This is a genomic window from Mesorhizobium sp. WSM4906, assembly GCF_029674625.1.
Taxonomy (GTDB): Bacteria; Pseudomonadota; Alphaproteobacteria; order Rhizobiales; family Rhizobiaceae; genus Mesorhizobium.
The window spans coordinates 2,854,234-2,869,351 of sequence record NZ_CP121355.1 but is presented as its reverse complement, the minus strand read 5'-3'; the positions used below and the strand labels follow the sequence as shown (position 1 = coordinate 2,869,351).

17 protein-coding genes are annotated in these 15,118 nt (G+C 64.4%); 8 read left to right on the top strand and 9 right to left on the bottom strand.

Going from position 1 to position 15,118, the window contains the following annotated elements:
- Nucleotides 1–19: 19 nt before the first annotated feature.
- Nucleotides 20–2,311 carry an OmpA family protein gene (locus QAZ22_RS13700; protein ID WP_278207294.1) on the top strand — a complete coding sequence of 764 codons (2,292 nt, stop codon included), beginning with the start codon at nt 20–22 and terminating at the stop codon, nt 2,309–2,311.
- 299 nt (nt 2,312–2,610) lie between these two features.
- Nucleotides 2,611–3,126, top strand: coding sequence for a TIGR00645 family protein (locus QAZ22_RS13695; protein ID WP_278207293.1), 516 nt, complete (start codon nt 2,611–2,613; stop codon nt 3,124–3,126).
- A gap of 137 nt (nt 3,127–3,263) precedes the next feature.
- On the opposite strand, the gene QAZ22_RS13690 is transcribed toward QAZ22_RS13695, so the two are convergent.
- Nucleotides 3,264–4,130, bottom strand: a complete 867-nt coding sequence (locus QAZ22_RS13690; RefSeq protein WP_278207292.1) for an NAD(P)-dependent oxidoreductase — start codon at nt 4,128–4,130, stop codon at nt 3,264–3,266.
- Nucleotides 4,131–4,288: 158 nt separating this feature from the next.
- Between QAZ22_RS13690 and QAZ22_RS13685 the strand changes: the two genes are divergently transcribed.
- A complete protein-coding gene (locus QAZ22_RS13685) occupies nt 4,289–4,555 on the top strand; it encodes a type II toxin-antitoxin system VapB family antitoxin (RefSeq protein WP_278207291.1) in 267 nt (88 codons plus the stop codon).
- Nucleotides 4,552–4,941, top strand: coding sequence for a type II toxin-antitoxin system VapC family toxin (locus tag QAZ22_RS13680; protein ID WP_278207290.1), 390 nt, complete (start codon nt 4,552–4,554; stop codon nt 4,939–4,941). The genes QAZ22_RS13685 and QAZ22_RS13680 overlap by 4 nt, the downstream gene beginning before the upstream one ends.
- A 4-nt stretch (nt 4,942–4,945) precedes the next feature.
- Here the strand turns inward: QAZ22_RS13680 and QAZ22_RS13675 are convergent, their stop codons facing one another.
- Nucleotides 4,946–5,566 (bottom strand): helix-turn-helix transcriptional regulator, encoded by a 621-nt coding sequence (locus QAZ22_RS13675; protein WP_278207289.1) that lies wholly within the window; start codon nt 5,564–5,566, stop codon nt 4,946–4,948.
- 29 nt (nt 5,567–5,595) lie between these two features.
- Nucleotides 5,596–6,471, bottom strand: coding sequence for a S1C family serine protease (locus QAZ22_RS13670; RefSeq protein WP_278207288.1), 876 nt, complete (start codon nt 6,469–6,471; stop codon nt 5,596–5,598).
- A gap of 169 nt (nt 6,472–6,640) precedes the next feature.
- Between QAZ22_RS13670 and QAZ22_RS13665 the strand changes: the two genes are divergently transcribed.
- On the top strand, nt 6,641–7,585 hold the full coding sequence (locus QAZ22_RS13665) for a trypsin-like peptidase domain-containing protein (protein ID WP_278207287.1): 945 nt from the start codon (nt 6,641–6,643) through the stop codon (nt 7,583–7,585).
- A gap of 131 nt (nt 7,586–7,716) precedes the next feature.
- On the opposite strand, the gene QAZ22_RS13660 is transcribed toward QAZ22_RS13665, so the two are convergent.
- Nucleotides 7,717–8,664, bottom strand: a complete 948-nt coding sequence (locus tag QAZ22_RS13660) for a LysR family transcriptional regulator (RefSeq protein WP_278207286.1) — start codon at nt 8,662–8,664, stop codon at nt 7,717–7,719.
- A gap of 111 nt (nt 8,665–8,775) precedes the next feature.
- On the opposite strand from QAZ22_RS13660, the gene QAZ22_RS13655 reads away from it, so the two are divergent.
- From QAZ22_RS13655 to QAZ22_RS13645, 3 genes are read left to right on the top strand one after another with little or no spacing between them, the layout of a single operon-like run.
- A complete protein-coding gene (locus QAZ22_RS13655) occupies nt 8,776–9,414 on the top strand; it encodes an FMN-dependent NADH-azoreductase (protein WP_278207285.1) in 639 nt (212 codons plus the stop codon).
- A 28-nt stretch (nt 9,415–9,442) separates the two neighbouring features.
- Entirely contained in the window at nt 9,443–9,700 is a 258-nt protein-coding gene (locus QAZ22_RS13650) for a hypothetical protein (RefSeq protein WP_278207284.1), read from the top strand.
- A gap of 38 nt (nt 9,701–9,738) precedes the next feature.
- Nucleotides 9,739–10,671, top strand: a complete 933-nt coding sequence (locus QAZ22_RS13645) for a 3-keto-5-aminohexanoate cleavage protein (protein WP_278207283.1) — start codon at nt 9,739–9,741, stop codon at nt 10,669–10,671.
- A gap of 80 nt (nt 10,672–10,751) precedes the next feature.
- Here the strand turns inward: QAZ22_RS13645 and QAZ22_RS13640 are convergent, their stop codons facing one another.
- The 5 genes from QAZ22_RS13640 to rpoD form a co-directional block, all read right to left on the bottom strand.
- On the bottom strand, nt 10,752–11,042 hold the full coding sequence (locus tag QAZ22_RS13640; RefSeq protein ID WP_278207282.1) for an HlyU family transcriptional regulator: 291 nt from the start codon (nt 11,040–11,042) through the stop codon (nt 10,752–10,754).
- A gap of 111 nt (nt 11,043–11,153) precedes the next feature.
- Nucleotides 11,154–11,834, bottom strand: coding sequence for a PadR family transcriptional regulator (locus QAZ22_RS13635; protein ID WP_278207281.1), 681 nt, complete (start codon nt 11,832–11,834; stop codon nt 11,154–11,156).
- A 147-nt stretch (nt 11,835–11,981) separates the two neighbouring features.
- Nucleotides 11,982–12,362, bottom strand: a complete 381-nt coding sequence (locus QAZ22_RS13630; RefSeq protein WP_278207280.1) for a DCC1-like thiol-disulfide oxidoreductase family protein — start codon at nt 12,360–12,362, stop codon at nt 11,982–11,984.
- A gap of 77 nt (nt 12,363–12,439) precedes the next feature.
- Entirely contained in the window at nt 12,440–12,733 is a 294-nt protein-coding gene (locus QAZ22_RS13625) for a GYD domain-containing protein (protein ID WP_126098889.1), read from the bottom strand.
- 208 nt (nt 12,734–12,941) lie between these two features.
- Nucleotides 12,942–14,975, bottom strand: coding sequence for an RNA polymerase sigma factor RpoD (gene rpoD, locus QAZ22_RS13620; protein ID WP_278207279.1), 2,034 nt, complete (start codon nt 14,973–14,975; stop codon nt 12,942–12,944).
- Nucleotides 14,976–15,118 lie beyond the last annotated feature (143 nt).

Below are 15,118 nucleotides of genomic sequence, written 5' to 3'. Positions count from 1 at the left end.
CAATTGCGGCTGATGAAGTTTGGGCAGCGATGGGACCCCACTAGGAGAAACAGATATGAAACGCCAACCACGGATTCTGGCGGGTACGGCAATCGGCCTGCTTATGGCATCCGCGCCGTTGGGCGCGTATCCGCTGCAGGCCGATTTCGGCAGCTCGCGGGGGGCACCGTTGATTCTGGCCCAATCGACCTGTGCCGAAGGCCAGTCGGCTGAGGAGTGTGCGCAAGGCCAGCAGGGAGCGGAGCAGCCGAGGAAAAAGAAGCGCGAGCAGCAACAGCAGACGGAATCCGCCCCGGCCGAACAGCCCGCCGAATCCGAGCAAAAGCCGCGCAAGAGGCGGCAGGAACTGCAACAGATGCAGTCCGGCCAGTCCGATGAGGCGGCACCGGCCGAGCAGCAGCTCAGGCCGCGCAAGAAGCGCGACCAGCAGCAGCAGACCGAGGCGGCACCTGCCGATCAGGGCGGTCAGCCCGTGACCGACGAGCAGCAGTTCAATCCGCGCAAGAAGAAGCGCAACCAGCAGACCGAATCGGCGCCGGCGGAGCAGCCGGCCGAACAGGTCGCGCCGGACCAGCAGCAGCAACTGCGCAAGAGGAAGCTCAATCAGCAGCAGCAAGGCGAGACGGCCCCGACGACCGAGCAGGTCGCCCCCGACCAGCAGCAGCAACTGCGCAAGAGAAAGCTCAATCAGCAGCAGCAAGGCGAGACGGCCCCGACGACCGAGCAGGTCGCCCCCGACCAGCAGCAGCAACTGCGCAAGAGGAAGCTCAATCAGCAGCAGGAAGCTGCGCCTGCGGAACAGCCGTCAGAACAACAGCCGGCAAATGACAACCAGCCTGGAAAGAAACGGAAACTGGGCCAACAACCTGCCGAGCAAGGCCAGACCCCGGCCGAACAGGCCCCCGCGGGTCAGGGCACTCGCAAGCTCAAGCCCTTGCCGGTTCCGGGAACCGAGCAGGCACCGGCCGGGACCGAGCAGACGCCGGCCCAAGGCGAACAGCCTTCGAACCAGAACAAGAGGCAGGCCAAGAAATTGACCGAGCAGCCTGCAACGGGCCAGCAGCAGCCTGCCACGGGCGAAGAGCCTGCCAACAACAATCAGCCCGCGAATGGCGGCAATGCCGCGCAGGGCGAAGCGCCTGCCAATCCGAACGAGGCACCCATCCTGGACAGCCAGAAGGATGTCTTGCGCAGGCACAAGGGCCGTCAGCCGGCCGGCCAGAACGAGAATGGCCAGGTCGAGCAAGGCGGTAACCAGGCCGGACAGCAAGGTGGCCAGCAGGCCGAGAAGCAGGCTCCCGTCAACCACGGTCCGCCGCCCACCGACGACAGAACGGCGCAGCAGGCGATCCAGCCTGAAAGGATCGTTCCTGCCACCGAGGAAAAAGGCAAGCGCGTCGACCTCACGCCCCAGGAGATTGTCCGCGAGCGCCGCCGGCCGCAGGGTGCCGACGTGGTGAAGCAGTTCGGCGACCGCGTGATCCTCCAGTTCAACAACCAGACATTCGTGGAAAGCAACGAGGCGCCTCGCATCACGCGCGGCGCCAAGGATGTCTACTACGAGGATCTTTCGGGCGGCCGCACCCGCGAAATCGTCGAGCGCGAGAACGGCATCCAGATCGTCACCATCCGCAACCGCAATGGCGACGTCATCCGGCGATCGCGCATCACGCCGGATGGCCACGAATATGTGCTGAGCTATGTCGACGAGCGGTACTATAACGATGTCGACGAATGGCGCGATCCCGGCGACGACCTGCCGCCGATGCGGCTCGACATCCCGCGCCGGGACTACATCCTGGATTCGGAGGAAGTCGAGGATCCGGACGAGTATTACACCTTCCTCGAACAGCCGCCGGTGGAGAGGGTGCAGCGCCTCTACTCGATCGACGAGGTCAAGCGCTCGGCCCGCGTGCGCGACATCGCCCGTCGCATCGATCTCGACACGCTGAACTTCGACTTCGGCTCGGCGACGATTTCCGATACCGAGGTGCAGAAGCTCGAAGGCGTGGCCACCGCCATGGAAAAGCTTCTGAAGAAGAACCCGGCGGAAACCTTCCTGATCGAAGGCCATACCGACGCCGTTGGCACGCCCGACGCGAACCTCGCGCTGTCGGACCGACGCGCCGAGGCGGTCGCCGAAGCCCTCACCAACTCGTTCGGTATTCCCGCGGAGAACCTCACGACGCAGGGCTATGGCGAGGAGTATCTCAAGGTCAACACGCCCGGCCCGAACCGCGAGAACCGCCGCGTCGCCATCCGCCGCATCACCTCGCTGGTGGCGCCGGTGGCGAGCAACAACGAGCAATGATTTCAAGATCCTGACCCGATTTTCGGAATCAGTACGACAAGACGGGCCCGCCCGGATCCGGGCGGGCCCCTTCTCTTGCAAATTCAAGAAGAATTGTCCCGCTTGTTCCGCCGAGCTCATTGAATCGCCGCATTCCGGCACCCAGATTCTAGTCAGGGCGTTCCCTGCCCCGTCCCGACTCCAGCGGGACACATGAGCCCCGCCGGCCCCCCTCTCCGGCGGGGCTTTTTTCTTGAAAAGAGAGCACACCTGCCCGAAATACGACCAGCACCTCGAAACGAAATCAGCCGGAACACTTCATGAAGCGTCTCGAACTCGCCATCGAATCCGTCATCCTTGCCTCACGTTGGCTGCTGGTCGCCTTCTATCTGGGGCTCGGCTTGGCGCTGGCGACTTACGCGCTCTCCTTCGGCAAGAAGCTCTACGAGTTCGTCATGAGCGCCTTCACGCTCGGCGACACCGACACGATCCTGAAGATGCTCGGCCTGATCGACGCGGCTCTCGTCGCCTCGCTGGTGGTGATGGTCATCATTTCGGGCTACGAGAATTTCGTCAGCCGCTTCGACGAGCATGATGGCGAGGTGCACTGGCTGGGCACGATCGACGTCGGATCGCTGAAGGTGAAAGTCGCCTCGACCATCGTCGCGATCTCCTCCATCCACCTGCTGCAGGTGTTCCTCAACCACGCTTCCTACACGACGCAGCAGCTTATGTGGCTGACCGTCATGCATCTGGCCTTCGTGCTTTCGGCGTTGATGCTTGCCTATATCGACCGGGTGATGGCGCTGGCGAAAGGCAAGAAGGCCAGGGAGTGACGTCGTGGGAGAAACTGAAGATCATTCAAATCTCGAACGGCTTCGTAAGGCAATCGACGAGGGTGACCAATCGGGAATCCGGAGCCGTGTGACTTGGAGCGCTTTATCGAGATGAAGCGACGCCCGCACGATTTCCGTCAGTAGATATTCCTTATCTCGGTATCTGTACGGTCAAATACCTCGTCCGGCACGAAGAAGTCGCCGGCCAGCGGCCCTTTGGCGCCCGGCGCATAGACCGAAAAGTCCGTGACGCCCTCGGCTCGCAGAACCTCCTCGTCGATGTAGAAATTGCCGGTCGCCTCGCGCGACGGGCGCAGGAAGATCGCATGCGCCGCATCGGCCATGATGTCGGGCGAGCGGCTCATCGCCGCGACCGTGGCGCCGCCCAGCAGATTGCGCACGGCGGCCGTGTCGATGGTCGAGATCGGCCACAGCGAGTTGACGGCGATGCCGGCTCCGGCGAACTCGGCACTCATGCCGAGCGTGCACATCGACATGCCGAACTTGGCCATGGTGTAAGCGACATGGTTCTTGAACCACTTAGCTTTCATGTCGAGCGGCGGCGCCAGATTCAGGATGTGAGGATTCTTGGCCAACTTCAGGTGCGGAATGCACATTTTGGAGACCAGGAACGTGCCGCGCGTGTTGATCTGGTGCATCAGATCGTAGCGCTTCATGTCGGTCTCCAGCGTGCCGGTAAGCTGGATGGCGCTGGCATTGTTGACGCAGATGTCGATACCGCCGAACCGTTCCACGGTCTTTGCCACCGCATCGGCGACCTGAGTTTCGTCGCGGATGTCGCAGAGCATCGGCAGCGCCTTGCCGCCGGCCTGCTCGATCTCCTCGGCCGCGGTGTAGATCGTGCCCGGCAGCTTGGGATGCGGCTCGGCGGTCTTGGCGGCGATCGTCACATTGGCGCCGTCGCGCGCCGCGCGCAGCGCGATCGCCAGCCCAATGCCGCGCGATCCACCCGAGATGAACAGCGTCTTTCCCTTGAGCGACATCTCTCGTCTCCCTGTCTTCCTCGGGCGATCCTTGCCTGCGCCAACCCGTGGACACAAGGGGTCGTGCATACAGCCCGTGGTGACGCAGCGGAGCCTCGCCATCTTGCGGCTTTAGTACCGAAGACGTATATATTCTATAAAGAAAGGCGGAATATAGAATGGCGCTCTCGATCAAGAATATGGAGGTCGAGCGGTTGGCGCGGGAGCTTGCCCGTCGCCGTCGCATATCGGTGACGGAAGCGATCCGTCAAAGCCTCGAGCGCGAGGTGGCGCGCGAGCGGCTGGTGCCTCGCAACGAGAACAGCGACCTTTTCCAACGGCTGATGGCAATTTCGGACAGCGCCGCGCAGGTCCCGAAACGGGAAAATGCGATGACCGAGGATGAGATCCTTGGCTATGACGAACATGGGGCTCCGACGCGGTGATAATCGACTCGTCGGCCCTGGTCGCGATCCTCCGCGCCGAGCCAGGCCATGACCGCTTGGTGCAGGCGATCGCGGATGCCGCAAGACGCTTGATTGCTGCGCCAACCCTCCTCGAAACCAGCATGGTGCTCGCCGGTGGATGGCAGGACGAGATCCTGGACCGGCTCGACGCCTTGCTGCGGACGGCTTCTATCGAGACCGTCGCCTTCACCGCCGACCATGCCGCGGTCGCGCGCCAAGCCTTCCTGCGCTACGGCAAGGGCCGGCATCCGGCGGCGTTGAACTTCGGCGACTGCATCGCCTATGCGACGGCGCGGCTCGAAGCGATGCCGCTGCTGTTCAAGGGTGATGATTTCCGGCTGACCGACATCGAACCGGCAATCTGACCCGTCAGACCAGAACCAGACCTTGCCGCATCGCGATGGCGATCGCGTCGGTTCGGTTGGCGGCGCCGAGCTTGATCAGGATCGCGGCGACATGGAATTTCGCCGTATGGACGGAAATGTTGAGCCGCCGGGCGATCACCTTGTTGGGCGCGCCTTCCGCCAGCAGCGCCAGCACTTCAGCCTCGCGCGGCGACAACGCCGCGCGAGGCTGGTTGTCGTCAGGCGTCTCGTCCTCGGACGCCTCTCCGTGGAAATCGCCATGTGCCTCTGACTGCCCTGCCCTGCTGACGCGGTAGCCGGACGCCGCCAGCCGCAAAGCAGCGGCAATCAGCAGCCCGTCGGCGGAGGCCGGCAGCATCGCAAGCACGTTGCCTGCCGGCCGTTCGTGGCCGGCGCGTCGGGAGAGCAGCACGCACGGCGTTGCCGGGCTCACAGCCTGGCTTTCCCATGCCGCCTCGTCGACCAAGGCGGCATCCGCCACCTGACTCATGCTGCTGCCGGCGAGCGCCGGCAGCAGATCATCGCTTGCCGCGAGCGTGTCGGCCAACTGCTCGGCGCGGGCCGCGTCGCCGAGCGCGATCAGCACCGTCAGCCGGTGGCTTGCCGGCTCCGGTCTCACGATCATTTGTGCCGCGCTGCTTGGCATCGCCCCTCTCAGCTCAAAGGTTTCTCGCCGATGGTGATCGAGACGTCGCGCTCGGCGCCGCCGCTCAGGACACCGAGCGTAACCGCGGAGCCGGCGCTGTCCGGCCCAAGCTTGCGGATCAGCTCGCGCGGTCCATGCACCGCTTCGCCATTCCAGGCGACGATGATGTCGCCGACATGCAGGCCGGCAGCTTTTGCCGGGCCGCTGTCGTCGAGGCTCATCACCATGGCGCCCTGCGTGTCGCCATTGCGGATCGGGTGCAGCCCGGCGCCGAGATAACCGCGCGCGACGTGCCCCTTCTCGCGCAGCGTCGCCACCGCCCGCTCGATCGTGTCATAAGGCATGACCAGCGCCCGCCGGCGTGGCCCGAACAGCAGCATGCCGATCAGGCCGCCCTTGGCATCGAGCACCGGACCGCCCTCGAAGCGGCCGCCGGTGTTGATGGCGAGATTGATGCGCCGGTCGATCGTGCCGCCGCGCATCGAGCGCCAGGCAGGCCCGACCTCGCCGACCGTGCCGAACACGGCTAACGCGGCCCCTTCGCTATTGCCGACGGCGATTGCCACATTGCCGGGGCGCACGGCGGCGGCCTGGGGCAGCTGCGGCAGATCGGCAGCGGCCGACGCCGGCTTCAGCAGGGCAACGCCCGTCGAAGGGTCGCGGCCGACAAGCTCGGCCTTCACGGTTTCGCCCGAGGCCAGCGTCAGTTCGATCTCCTCGCCTGCCTCGACCGCTTCCTCGGCGGTGACGAAGAAGCCGTCGCGCCAGTGAAAGGCGCTCGCGGTGCGGTGGTGATGCGTGGCAAAGCTCGCCAAAGCCGGCGTGGCGGTCGCCGCGACATCGGCAATGGCGTCGGAAAAGGCACTGAGGTTGAAGCTGCTCATATCAATCATCTCCTGGGTTCAGTGACCCAGATATCGCGCCATGGCGCCGCCGCGGGTACTCGCCTGACGGCTAGTCGATGGCCGGACTGGCCATGTGGTCAGGTCGCGGCAAGTGCGGCCGCTCCGCACATATAGGCATCCGTTGCACAGATCACACGGGAGCCCTCCCATGGCCTTCGCCGCCGAAAAACTCCAATCCGACGATGTCTTGCTCGACGCCTACTCGACATCGGTCGCCGACGCGGTCGACCGCATCGGCCCGGCTGTCTGCCGCATCGAGCGCATCGGCGCCGGCGGCCATGGCTCGGGCTTCGTGATCGCGCAGGACGGGTTGGTCGTCACCAATTTCCATGTCGTCGGAGACGCGCGCGCCGTGCGCGTCACGATGCCGGATGGCGCAACGCGCGAGGGCCACGTGCTTGGCCGCGATCCCGACACCGACATTGCGCTGGTGCGCGCCGACGGCAGCTTCGCCGACGTCGCGCCGCTCGGCGATTCCAAGCGCCTCAGACGCGGCCAGATCGCGATCGCGATCGGCAATCCGCTGGGCTTCGAATGGACCGTCACCGCCGGCGTCGTCTCGGCGCTCGGCCGCTCGATGCGTGCCTCGACCGGCCGGCTGATCGACGACGTCATCCAGACGGATGCAGCGCTCAACCCCGGCAATTCCGGCGGACCGCTGGTGTCGTCGGCAGGCGAGGTGATCGGCGTCAATACGGCCATGATCCACGGCGCGCAAGGCATCGCCTTCGCGGTCGCCTCCAATACCGCCAATTTCGTCATTTCCGAGATCATCCGCTTCGGCCGCGTGCGCCGCGCCTTCATCGGCGTCTCTGCCGACACCACCAACCTGCCGCGCCGTGCGGCGCTGCTGTCGCAGGTGACCACGAACACGGCGGTGCGCCTGCGCAGCGTCGAGAAGAACGGTCCCGCCGCGAAGGCCGGCCTGAAGGAAGGCGACATCATCGCGGCAATAGACGGCCGGCCGGTCACCGGCGTCGACGATCTCGTGCGCATGCTCGATGCCGAACGCATCGGCCGCGAGACGCTCTGCACCGTCGTTCGCCGCTCCGGCGTCAGCCAGGTGGTGGTGACGCCCGTGGCGCGGAGCTAAGGCAGTTCCAGGAGCGGAGCTAAGGCAGTTCCAGGAAAAGTGTGAAGCGGTCGGGCTCGGCGACTTCGCCGTAGCCTTCTGTCCGGAATTGCGTGAAAGCAAAGAGATAGAGTGGTTCGCGGCGATGACGTTCATGGACGGCTTGTCTCCGGCCCCTCCTCCGTCCACACGCCCGGTTCCATTTCGTTGAAGCAGCCGAGCTGGCGCTTGAATTCATCGATCAGCCAGGATGCGGCGGGCTTGGGGCTGCGGTCGGTGCGGTGCATGGCATAGAGCGGCGAGCGCACTTCGCGATAAGCTTCGAGATCGAGCTCGACCAGCCGGCCGCTGGCGAGATCGTCGGCAATCAGCCAGCGCGGCAGGCCGCCCCATCCCAGGCCCTCACGCATCAGCGCATGCTTGGTGCGCACATCCGTCAGCCGCCAGGTGCGATAGGCAAAGACGCCGTAGTCACGGCCGCGCGTCCGCTCCGACTGGTCGGAGACGACGAGCTGGATGTGCTCGCGCAGATCCTCGACGGCGACGGGTTTCGGCAGTTTCGCCAGCGGGTGGTCGGGTGCCGCCGCTGGTACCATCGAGGTGAAGCCGATGCGCAGCAGGTTGACATCGGCATCACCTATCAGCCCGCCAAACCCAAGGTCCGACTGGCCGTTGACGACCTGATCGACGATCAGGCCAAGCGAGCCGATATAAAGCCGCAGCATCACCGCTGGGAACTGGGCCTCGAAAGCTTTCAGCACTCGCACGAGCGCCGGCGAAGGCAGCGCCACGTCGACCGATACCGTCACTTCCGCCTCCAGTCCTTGCCGGTAGCCGTCGGCGCGCGAGCGGATGCGCTGCAGGACGCCGATCATGCGTCTTGCGTCCTCCAGCATCGCCTTGCCGACATCGGTCAGCTGCGGCTCGCGCATGCCTTCGCGCTCGAACAGTCTCAGGCCGAGCTGCGCTTCGAGATTGGCGATGCCGTAGCTCACCACCGACTGCGCCCGGTTCAGCTTGCGCCCCGCGGCCGAGAAACTGCCGGTGTCGGCCACGGCCACCAGGATCTGCAATTGGTCGAGCGTCGGATTTGGTTGCATAATCAATCCATATTTTCGATGGATACCATGCAAATTATACCAGTTTTCCCGATAGAGCGGCAATCCCATATTGGCGGGGAAAGTTCAATCCAACCCCAAGGGGACACCGCCATGTCTATTCTGCTTGTTACCTCCAGCCCGCGCGGCGCCGCTTCGCACTCGACCCGCGTCGCCACCGATCTCGCCCGGAAACTGCTTGCCGCTGATCCTTCGGCCAAGCTTGTCGTGCACGACCTCGTCGCCAACCCGCTGCCGCATATCGACCCTGACTATGCGACCGGCATCTACACGCCCGCCGAAGCGCGCAGCCAGCGCCAGGCCGAGGTGGTCGGCGTATCCGATGCCGTGCTCGACGAAGTGTTCGCGGCCGACACGATCATCCTCGCCACCGGCTTCATCAACTTCAACATCTCCTCGACGCTGAAGTCGTGGATCGACCACGTCGCCCGCTCGGGCCGGACCTTTGCTTATGGTGAGAATGGTCCGAAGGGCCTGGTCACCGGCAAGAAGGTCTATATCGTGCTCGCTTCCGGCGGCATCTATTCGGAAGGCGCCGCAGTGCAGATGGATCACGCCATTCCCTACCTGCGCAGTGTGCTTGGCTTCCTGGGCATGACCGACGTCGAGGTCATCCGCGTCGAAGGCGTCGGCATGGGCGCCGACGCCGTCACCGCCGCGCTCGCCAAGGCGACCGCCAAGGTCGATGCGATCGCTGCCGCGGCCGCGGACCAGATCGCAGTGGCCGCGTAGTCGCTGCTCCAGGAATGAGAAAGGGCAGGTGCCGGTCGGCGCTTGCCCTTTTTGCATGTCATCGGGCGCTGCCGATCTGGAACGACCTTTTCTTCCCGCTGGTGCTGATCACTTCCGACAATTTGAAGACACTGCCACAGGGCTGACCGTGTTCGCAGGCGAATCCCCCTCCGGCTTGGAGGTGCCGTTCACCGGGCTGACACTGGCGGCGCTGCCGATTACGTTGCTCCATATCGTGCTGTCGAAGCAGTTCACCTGCGGCATCACCCAAGGGGCGATCAAATAGGGCGCGGTCGAATAGCGAAGAGAGCAGGACATCACAAAGTGGCGAACCAGAATAAGATCATCATCACCTGCGCGGTCACGGGATCGATCCATACCCCGTCGATGTCGCCGCATCTGCCGGTGACGGCGGAAGAGATCGCCACCGCGGCCATCGAGGCGGCCGAGGCAGGTGCTGCGATCGTCCACCTTCATGCCCGCAATCCGGTCGACGGGCGCCCCGACCAGTCGACCGAGGCGTTCGCGCCTTTCCTGCGGGTCATCAAGCAGCGCTCCAACTGTGTCGTCAACATCACCACCGGCGGCGCAGCGACGATGAGCGTGGAGGAGCGGGTCAAGCCGGCGAAGGTTTTCGCCCCTGAGGTCGCCTCGCTCAATATGGGCTCGATGAATTTCGCGCTGTTTCCGATGCTGGAGCGCTTCAAGACCTTCGAGCACGACTGGGAGCGGCCCTACCTCGAAAGCTCCCGCGACCGCATCTTCCGCAACACTTTCGGCGACATCGAGCACATATTGCGCACCTGCGCCGACAATGGCACGCGCTTCGAGATCGAGTGCTACGACATCGGGCACCTCTACACGCTGGCGCATTTCGTCGACCGCGGCCTGGTGAAGGCGCCGTTCTTCGTCCAGAGCGTGTTCGGCATCCTCGGCGGCATCGGCACCCACCCGGAAGACGTCGCCCACATGAAGCGCACGGCCGATCGCCTGTTCGGCAACGAGTATCACTGGTCGGTGCTGGGCGCGGGCCGCCACCAGCTCCCGATCGCCACGCAGGCGATCGCGCTCGGCGGCAATGTGCGGGTCGGCCTGGAGGACTCGCTGTGGATCGGCAAGGGCCAGCTCGCCCGCTCCAGCGCCGAACAGGTGACCAAGGTTCGCCAGATCATCGAAGGCCTCGGCGCCTCGATCGCCACACCCGACGAGGCGCGGCAGATCTTGCAGCTCAAGGGCGGCGACAAGGTATCGTTCTAGCGAGAGATCGATGGCGATGAGCTCGGTCCGGATCAACCGGATCGAGAAACGCTATCGCAGCGGCTGCCGAAAGGCAGCGCCTATCCGAACATCCTCTCGCCCTGCTCGTCGACGAGCTGGATGCCTTTCTTGATCGAGATGTCGACGGCGTCGTCCAGCCCGGCGAAACGGTCGGCGCGGATGAAACGGTGCTCCTTTATCACGCCGTCCACTTCCTTCGAGACGACGCCGCAGGTCTGGTACTGGCCGTCGGCCTTGTAGGGCGTGGCGCTGATCAGGAATCCCTTGTGCTCGACCTGCTTTGCCGGCTTCGCGGCTCCGGTGTCCGTTGCCTCGCTACCGCCGCCGAAAAGACGTTTCAGAAAAGACATTTCAGTATCCTCCAACGGCAATCGTCCTGCATCACATAGCGTGTTGCAGGACGATTTTCAGTAGCGGTCCTTGGCTTGGCGGGCAATAGCCGCCCGGGAACCGGTCGCCGCTCAGCGGCGCGACAGCGCCTCGAGCGCCGCCGCGGCGTCTTCCAGGATGCTGATCGCCTCGGCCTGCTTGTCTTCGCTCGCATCGACGATATCGCTGAGCGCGGCACGCAGCCGGTGGCGCAGCGCGCGGAACCGGTCGCGCTTTTCATCCCGCCTTTCATGGCGGCCGCGTCGGCCATCTTCGCCCTCGTCGTTCCAGCCGAACCAGTCCCGCGCCTTGGCCATCTTGCGGCCGAAACGCTCGAGGTGGTCGAGCACGTTATCGATCATCTCGCGGTTCTCCTCGAGATGCGCCCTGCCCGCCTCGGTGATCGAGAACACCTTCTTGTTGCCTTCGCTGGACGAAACGGCATAGCCCGCTTCCTCGAGGAAGGTCAGGGTCGGATAGACCACGCCCGGGCTCGGGCTGTAGATGCCGCTGGTGCGCTCCTCCAGCGCCTTGATGATGTCGTAGCCGTGGCGCGGCGCCTCGGCCAGAAGCGACAGCGTGATCAGCTTGAGATCGCCATCGGCCAGCATGCGGCCGGCGCGGAACATGTCGCCCGGGCCGCCGCGACCGCCGCCGCGCATGCCGTGGCCGAACGGACCGAAGCCGCCGCCCCGCCCGCCGAACCTGCCGGCCATGTGCATGAACATGCGCTCGCCGAAATGGCCGTGCCCGGAATGGTTATGTCTGTGCATGGATTGCTCCTCGAGTTATGTCTTACGATATATCTTACATAGGTCGCAGCCGTCAGAGAGTCAAGATATATCTTACGATGTATCGAGAAGGAACCGAGGGAGCGCCGCTCGATCGGGATGACGATCAGCAAGCTAAGCCGAAGCGGACTACCAGCGGCCCTTGCGGCGGTTCCAGGCGTAGAGAAGATCGGCGAAACGATCATAGGCAAGGCGCGTCAGCGGCAGCGCGATCGGGTTGCCCAGCAGTGACGCCAGCCAGCTTTCGCCCGGCGTTATCCGCCAGACCGCCACCGCCACGTCGGCGCCCACCAGCAACCTGCCCTCGGCATCGGTCGCATGCAGCCGGCGGCGGATGTCCTCAAGCGAGGCGCCATGTTCGGCCAGCGCCGCCGGCTCGAAATTGATGTCTCGGAATTCGACGCGGCCGGCCTTCACCGCCTCGACCAGCCGCCGCCTTTGGCGCCTGATGCCGGCATCGCAGACCGGGCAGCGTGTGTTGTACCAGACGGTGAGCCGAGGCTTGGACATCGCGCGACTATCGGCGACGCGGTGTGGCATCGCAATATGACGCGCAGCTGCAATGGAGCCTTGCCTCCGTCGCCGCTTCACCCGAGCGAGGTGATGATCTCGCGATAGGCGAATTCCGGGAAGGCCTTGAGCGTGCGCGTTCGTACGCTGCCGCCCGACGACAGCATCAGCGCGAAACGGGCGAGCACCGCATCGTCCGGCGCCTCGACCACGGCCACCATGTCGCACTCGCCCATGGTCAGATAAAACGCCTTGAACGAACCGCCCATCTCGCTCAGCTGCTTCTTGGCGGCGTCGAGCCGCTTCGGCGACTCGCGCACATTCTTGGCGCCCTGCTCCGTCCAGTTGATCAGCATGATGTAGGTCGTCATGGCACACCTCCCTCCGGTGCCACGGAGCGCGGCGCCTGGCCGTTACGGCCGGCGCCGGGGCGGGCATCCGGCTTGTCGCCCAGAAATGCATCCGACCTTGAAATTAAACTCCTGTCGGGCAGCCCCGGCAAGGCAATGCTGTGGCTGGAGATGCAAAAAAAAGGGCGCCCGAGACGCCCTTTCGATTTGCCTGTCCGTGATTTTCGTATCAGCTGTCGAGGAAGCTTCTCAGCTTGCGCGAGCGGCTCGGGTGCTTGAGCTTGCGCAGCGCCTTGGCCTCGATCTGGCGGATGCGTTCGCGGGTGACCGAGAACTGCTGGCCGACCTCTTCCAGAGTGTGGTCGGTGTTCATGCCGATGCCGAAACGCATTCTGAGCACGCGTTCTTCGCGCGGGGTGAGCGAGGCGAGCACGCGCGTCGTGGTCTCGCGCAGATTGGCCTGGATCGCCGCGTCGATCGGCAGGATCGCCATCTTGTCCTCGATGAAGTCGCCGAGATGCGAATCCTCCTCGTCGCCCACGGGGGTCTCGAGCGAAATCGGCTCCTTGGCGATCTTCAGCACCTTGCGCACTTTTTCCAGCGGCATGGCGAGCTTCTCGGCCAGTTCCTCCGGCGTCGGCTCGCGGCCGATCTCGTGCAGCATCTGGCGCGAGGTGCGCACGATCTTGTTGATCGTCTCGATCATATGCACCGGAATGCGGATGGTGCGCGCCTGGTCGGCGATCGAGCGGGTGATCGCCTGCCGGATCCACCACGTCGCGTAGGTCGAGAACTTGTAGCCGCGGCGGTATTCGAATTTGTCGACCGCCTTCATCAGGCCGATATTGCCTTCCTGGATCAGATCGAGGAACTGCAGGCCGCGGTTGGTGTACTTCTTGGCGATCGAGATGACGAGGCGAAGGTTCGCCTCCACCATTTCCTTCTTGGCGATCGCGGCTTCGCGCTCGCCCTTCTGCACCTGGTTTACGATCTTGCGGAATTCCAGGATCGAGATCGCGGTCTCGGTGGCGAGGCTCTGGATCTCGGCGCGCAGCTCCTTGATCGCGTCCTTCTCGTTCTTGGTGAATTCCTTCCAGCCGCGCGACGTCAAATTGGCGATCGAGCGCGTCCAGTTCGGATCGAGTTCCGAGCCCTGATATTCCTTGAGGAACTCCTCGCGGCGCACGCCGTAGCTTTCGGCGAGGCGAAGCAGCTTGCCCTCGTTCTGCACCAGGCGCTTGTTGATGTCGTAGAGCTGCTCGACCAGCGCTTCGATGCGCGCGGTGTTGAGCGACAGCGACTTCACCGCCTTGATGAGCTGGTCCTTCAGCTCCTTCAGCCGGCGATCCTGGCTAGGCGAAAGCGTGCCGGCGGCTGCGAGGCGGTTCTCGACCTGCTGGTCCTGCAGCTTGCGCAGCTTCTTGTAGGTGTCGGCGATGACGTCGAGCGTCTCCATCACCTGCGGACGCAGTTCCGCTTCCATGGCGGCCAGCGACAGGCTTGCCTCGTCCTCGTCGTCTTCCTCTTCCTCGAGCCCGCGCGTGTCGCCGCCGACATTGGTGATGTCGTCTTCTTCCTCGCGCGCCGCCGCGCGGCCGCGTGGCTTTTCCTCGGACTTGGGGGCGGCTTCCTCGACGCGTTCGACGACCGGCGCCTGCTTCGCCTCGGGGCCGGCATAGGTCGCCTCGAGGTCGATGATCTCGCGCAGCAGGATCTTCGATTCGTTGAGCTCGTCGCGCCAGATGATGATCGCCTGGAAGGTGAGCGGGCTTTCGCACAGGCCCGCGATCATCGTCTCGCGGCCGGCCTCGATGCGCTTGGCGATCGCGATTTCGCCCTCGCGCGACAGAAGCTCTACCGAGCCCATCTCGCGCAGATACATACGCACCGGATCGTCGGTGCGGTCGGTCGGCTCTTTCTTGGCGGTCGTGGTGGCGACGGCGGTGCCGGTCTGCTCGGCAAGCTCGTTGGCATCTTCGTCGGAATCGGCACCCGAGTCGGCCGCTTCTGCCTCCTCGCCCTGCTCGTCGTCCTCGACGACGTTGATGCCCATGTCGGACAGCATGGCCATCGTGTCCTCGATCTGCTCGGAGGTCACTTCCTCCGAAGGCAGCACCGAGTTCAGCTCGTCCATGGTCACATAGCCGCGCTTCTTGGCGGCCTTGATCATCTTCTTGACAGCATCATCGGAAAGGTCGAGCAGAGGGCCATCGGTGGTGCCTTCGCGTTCGGTCTCGACCTCTTCCTTTTCCTTTGTCGCCATTCTTTGTCGTCTCCAAGCGGCCTGGTATCGACCGCGTAAGCTGCCGGAACCGGTCATACCGGATGCGCTCGCACCAGAACGCTTCTTACCGGGCCAGTAACCGCATCTCTCGTTAAGTCCAGATTAACCCTGGTATCTGTGGC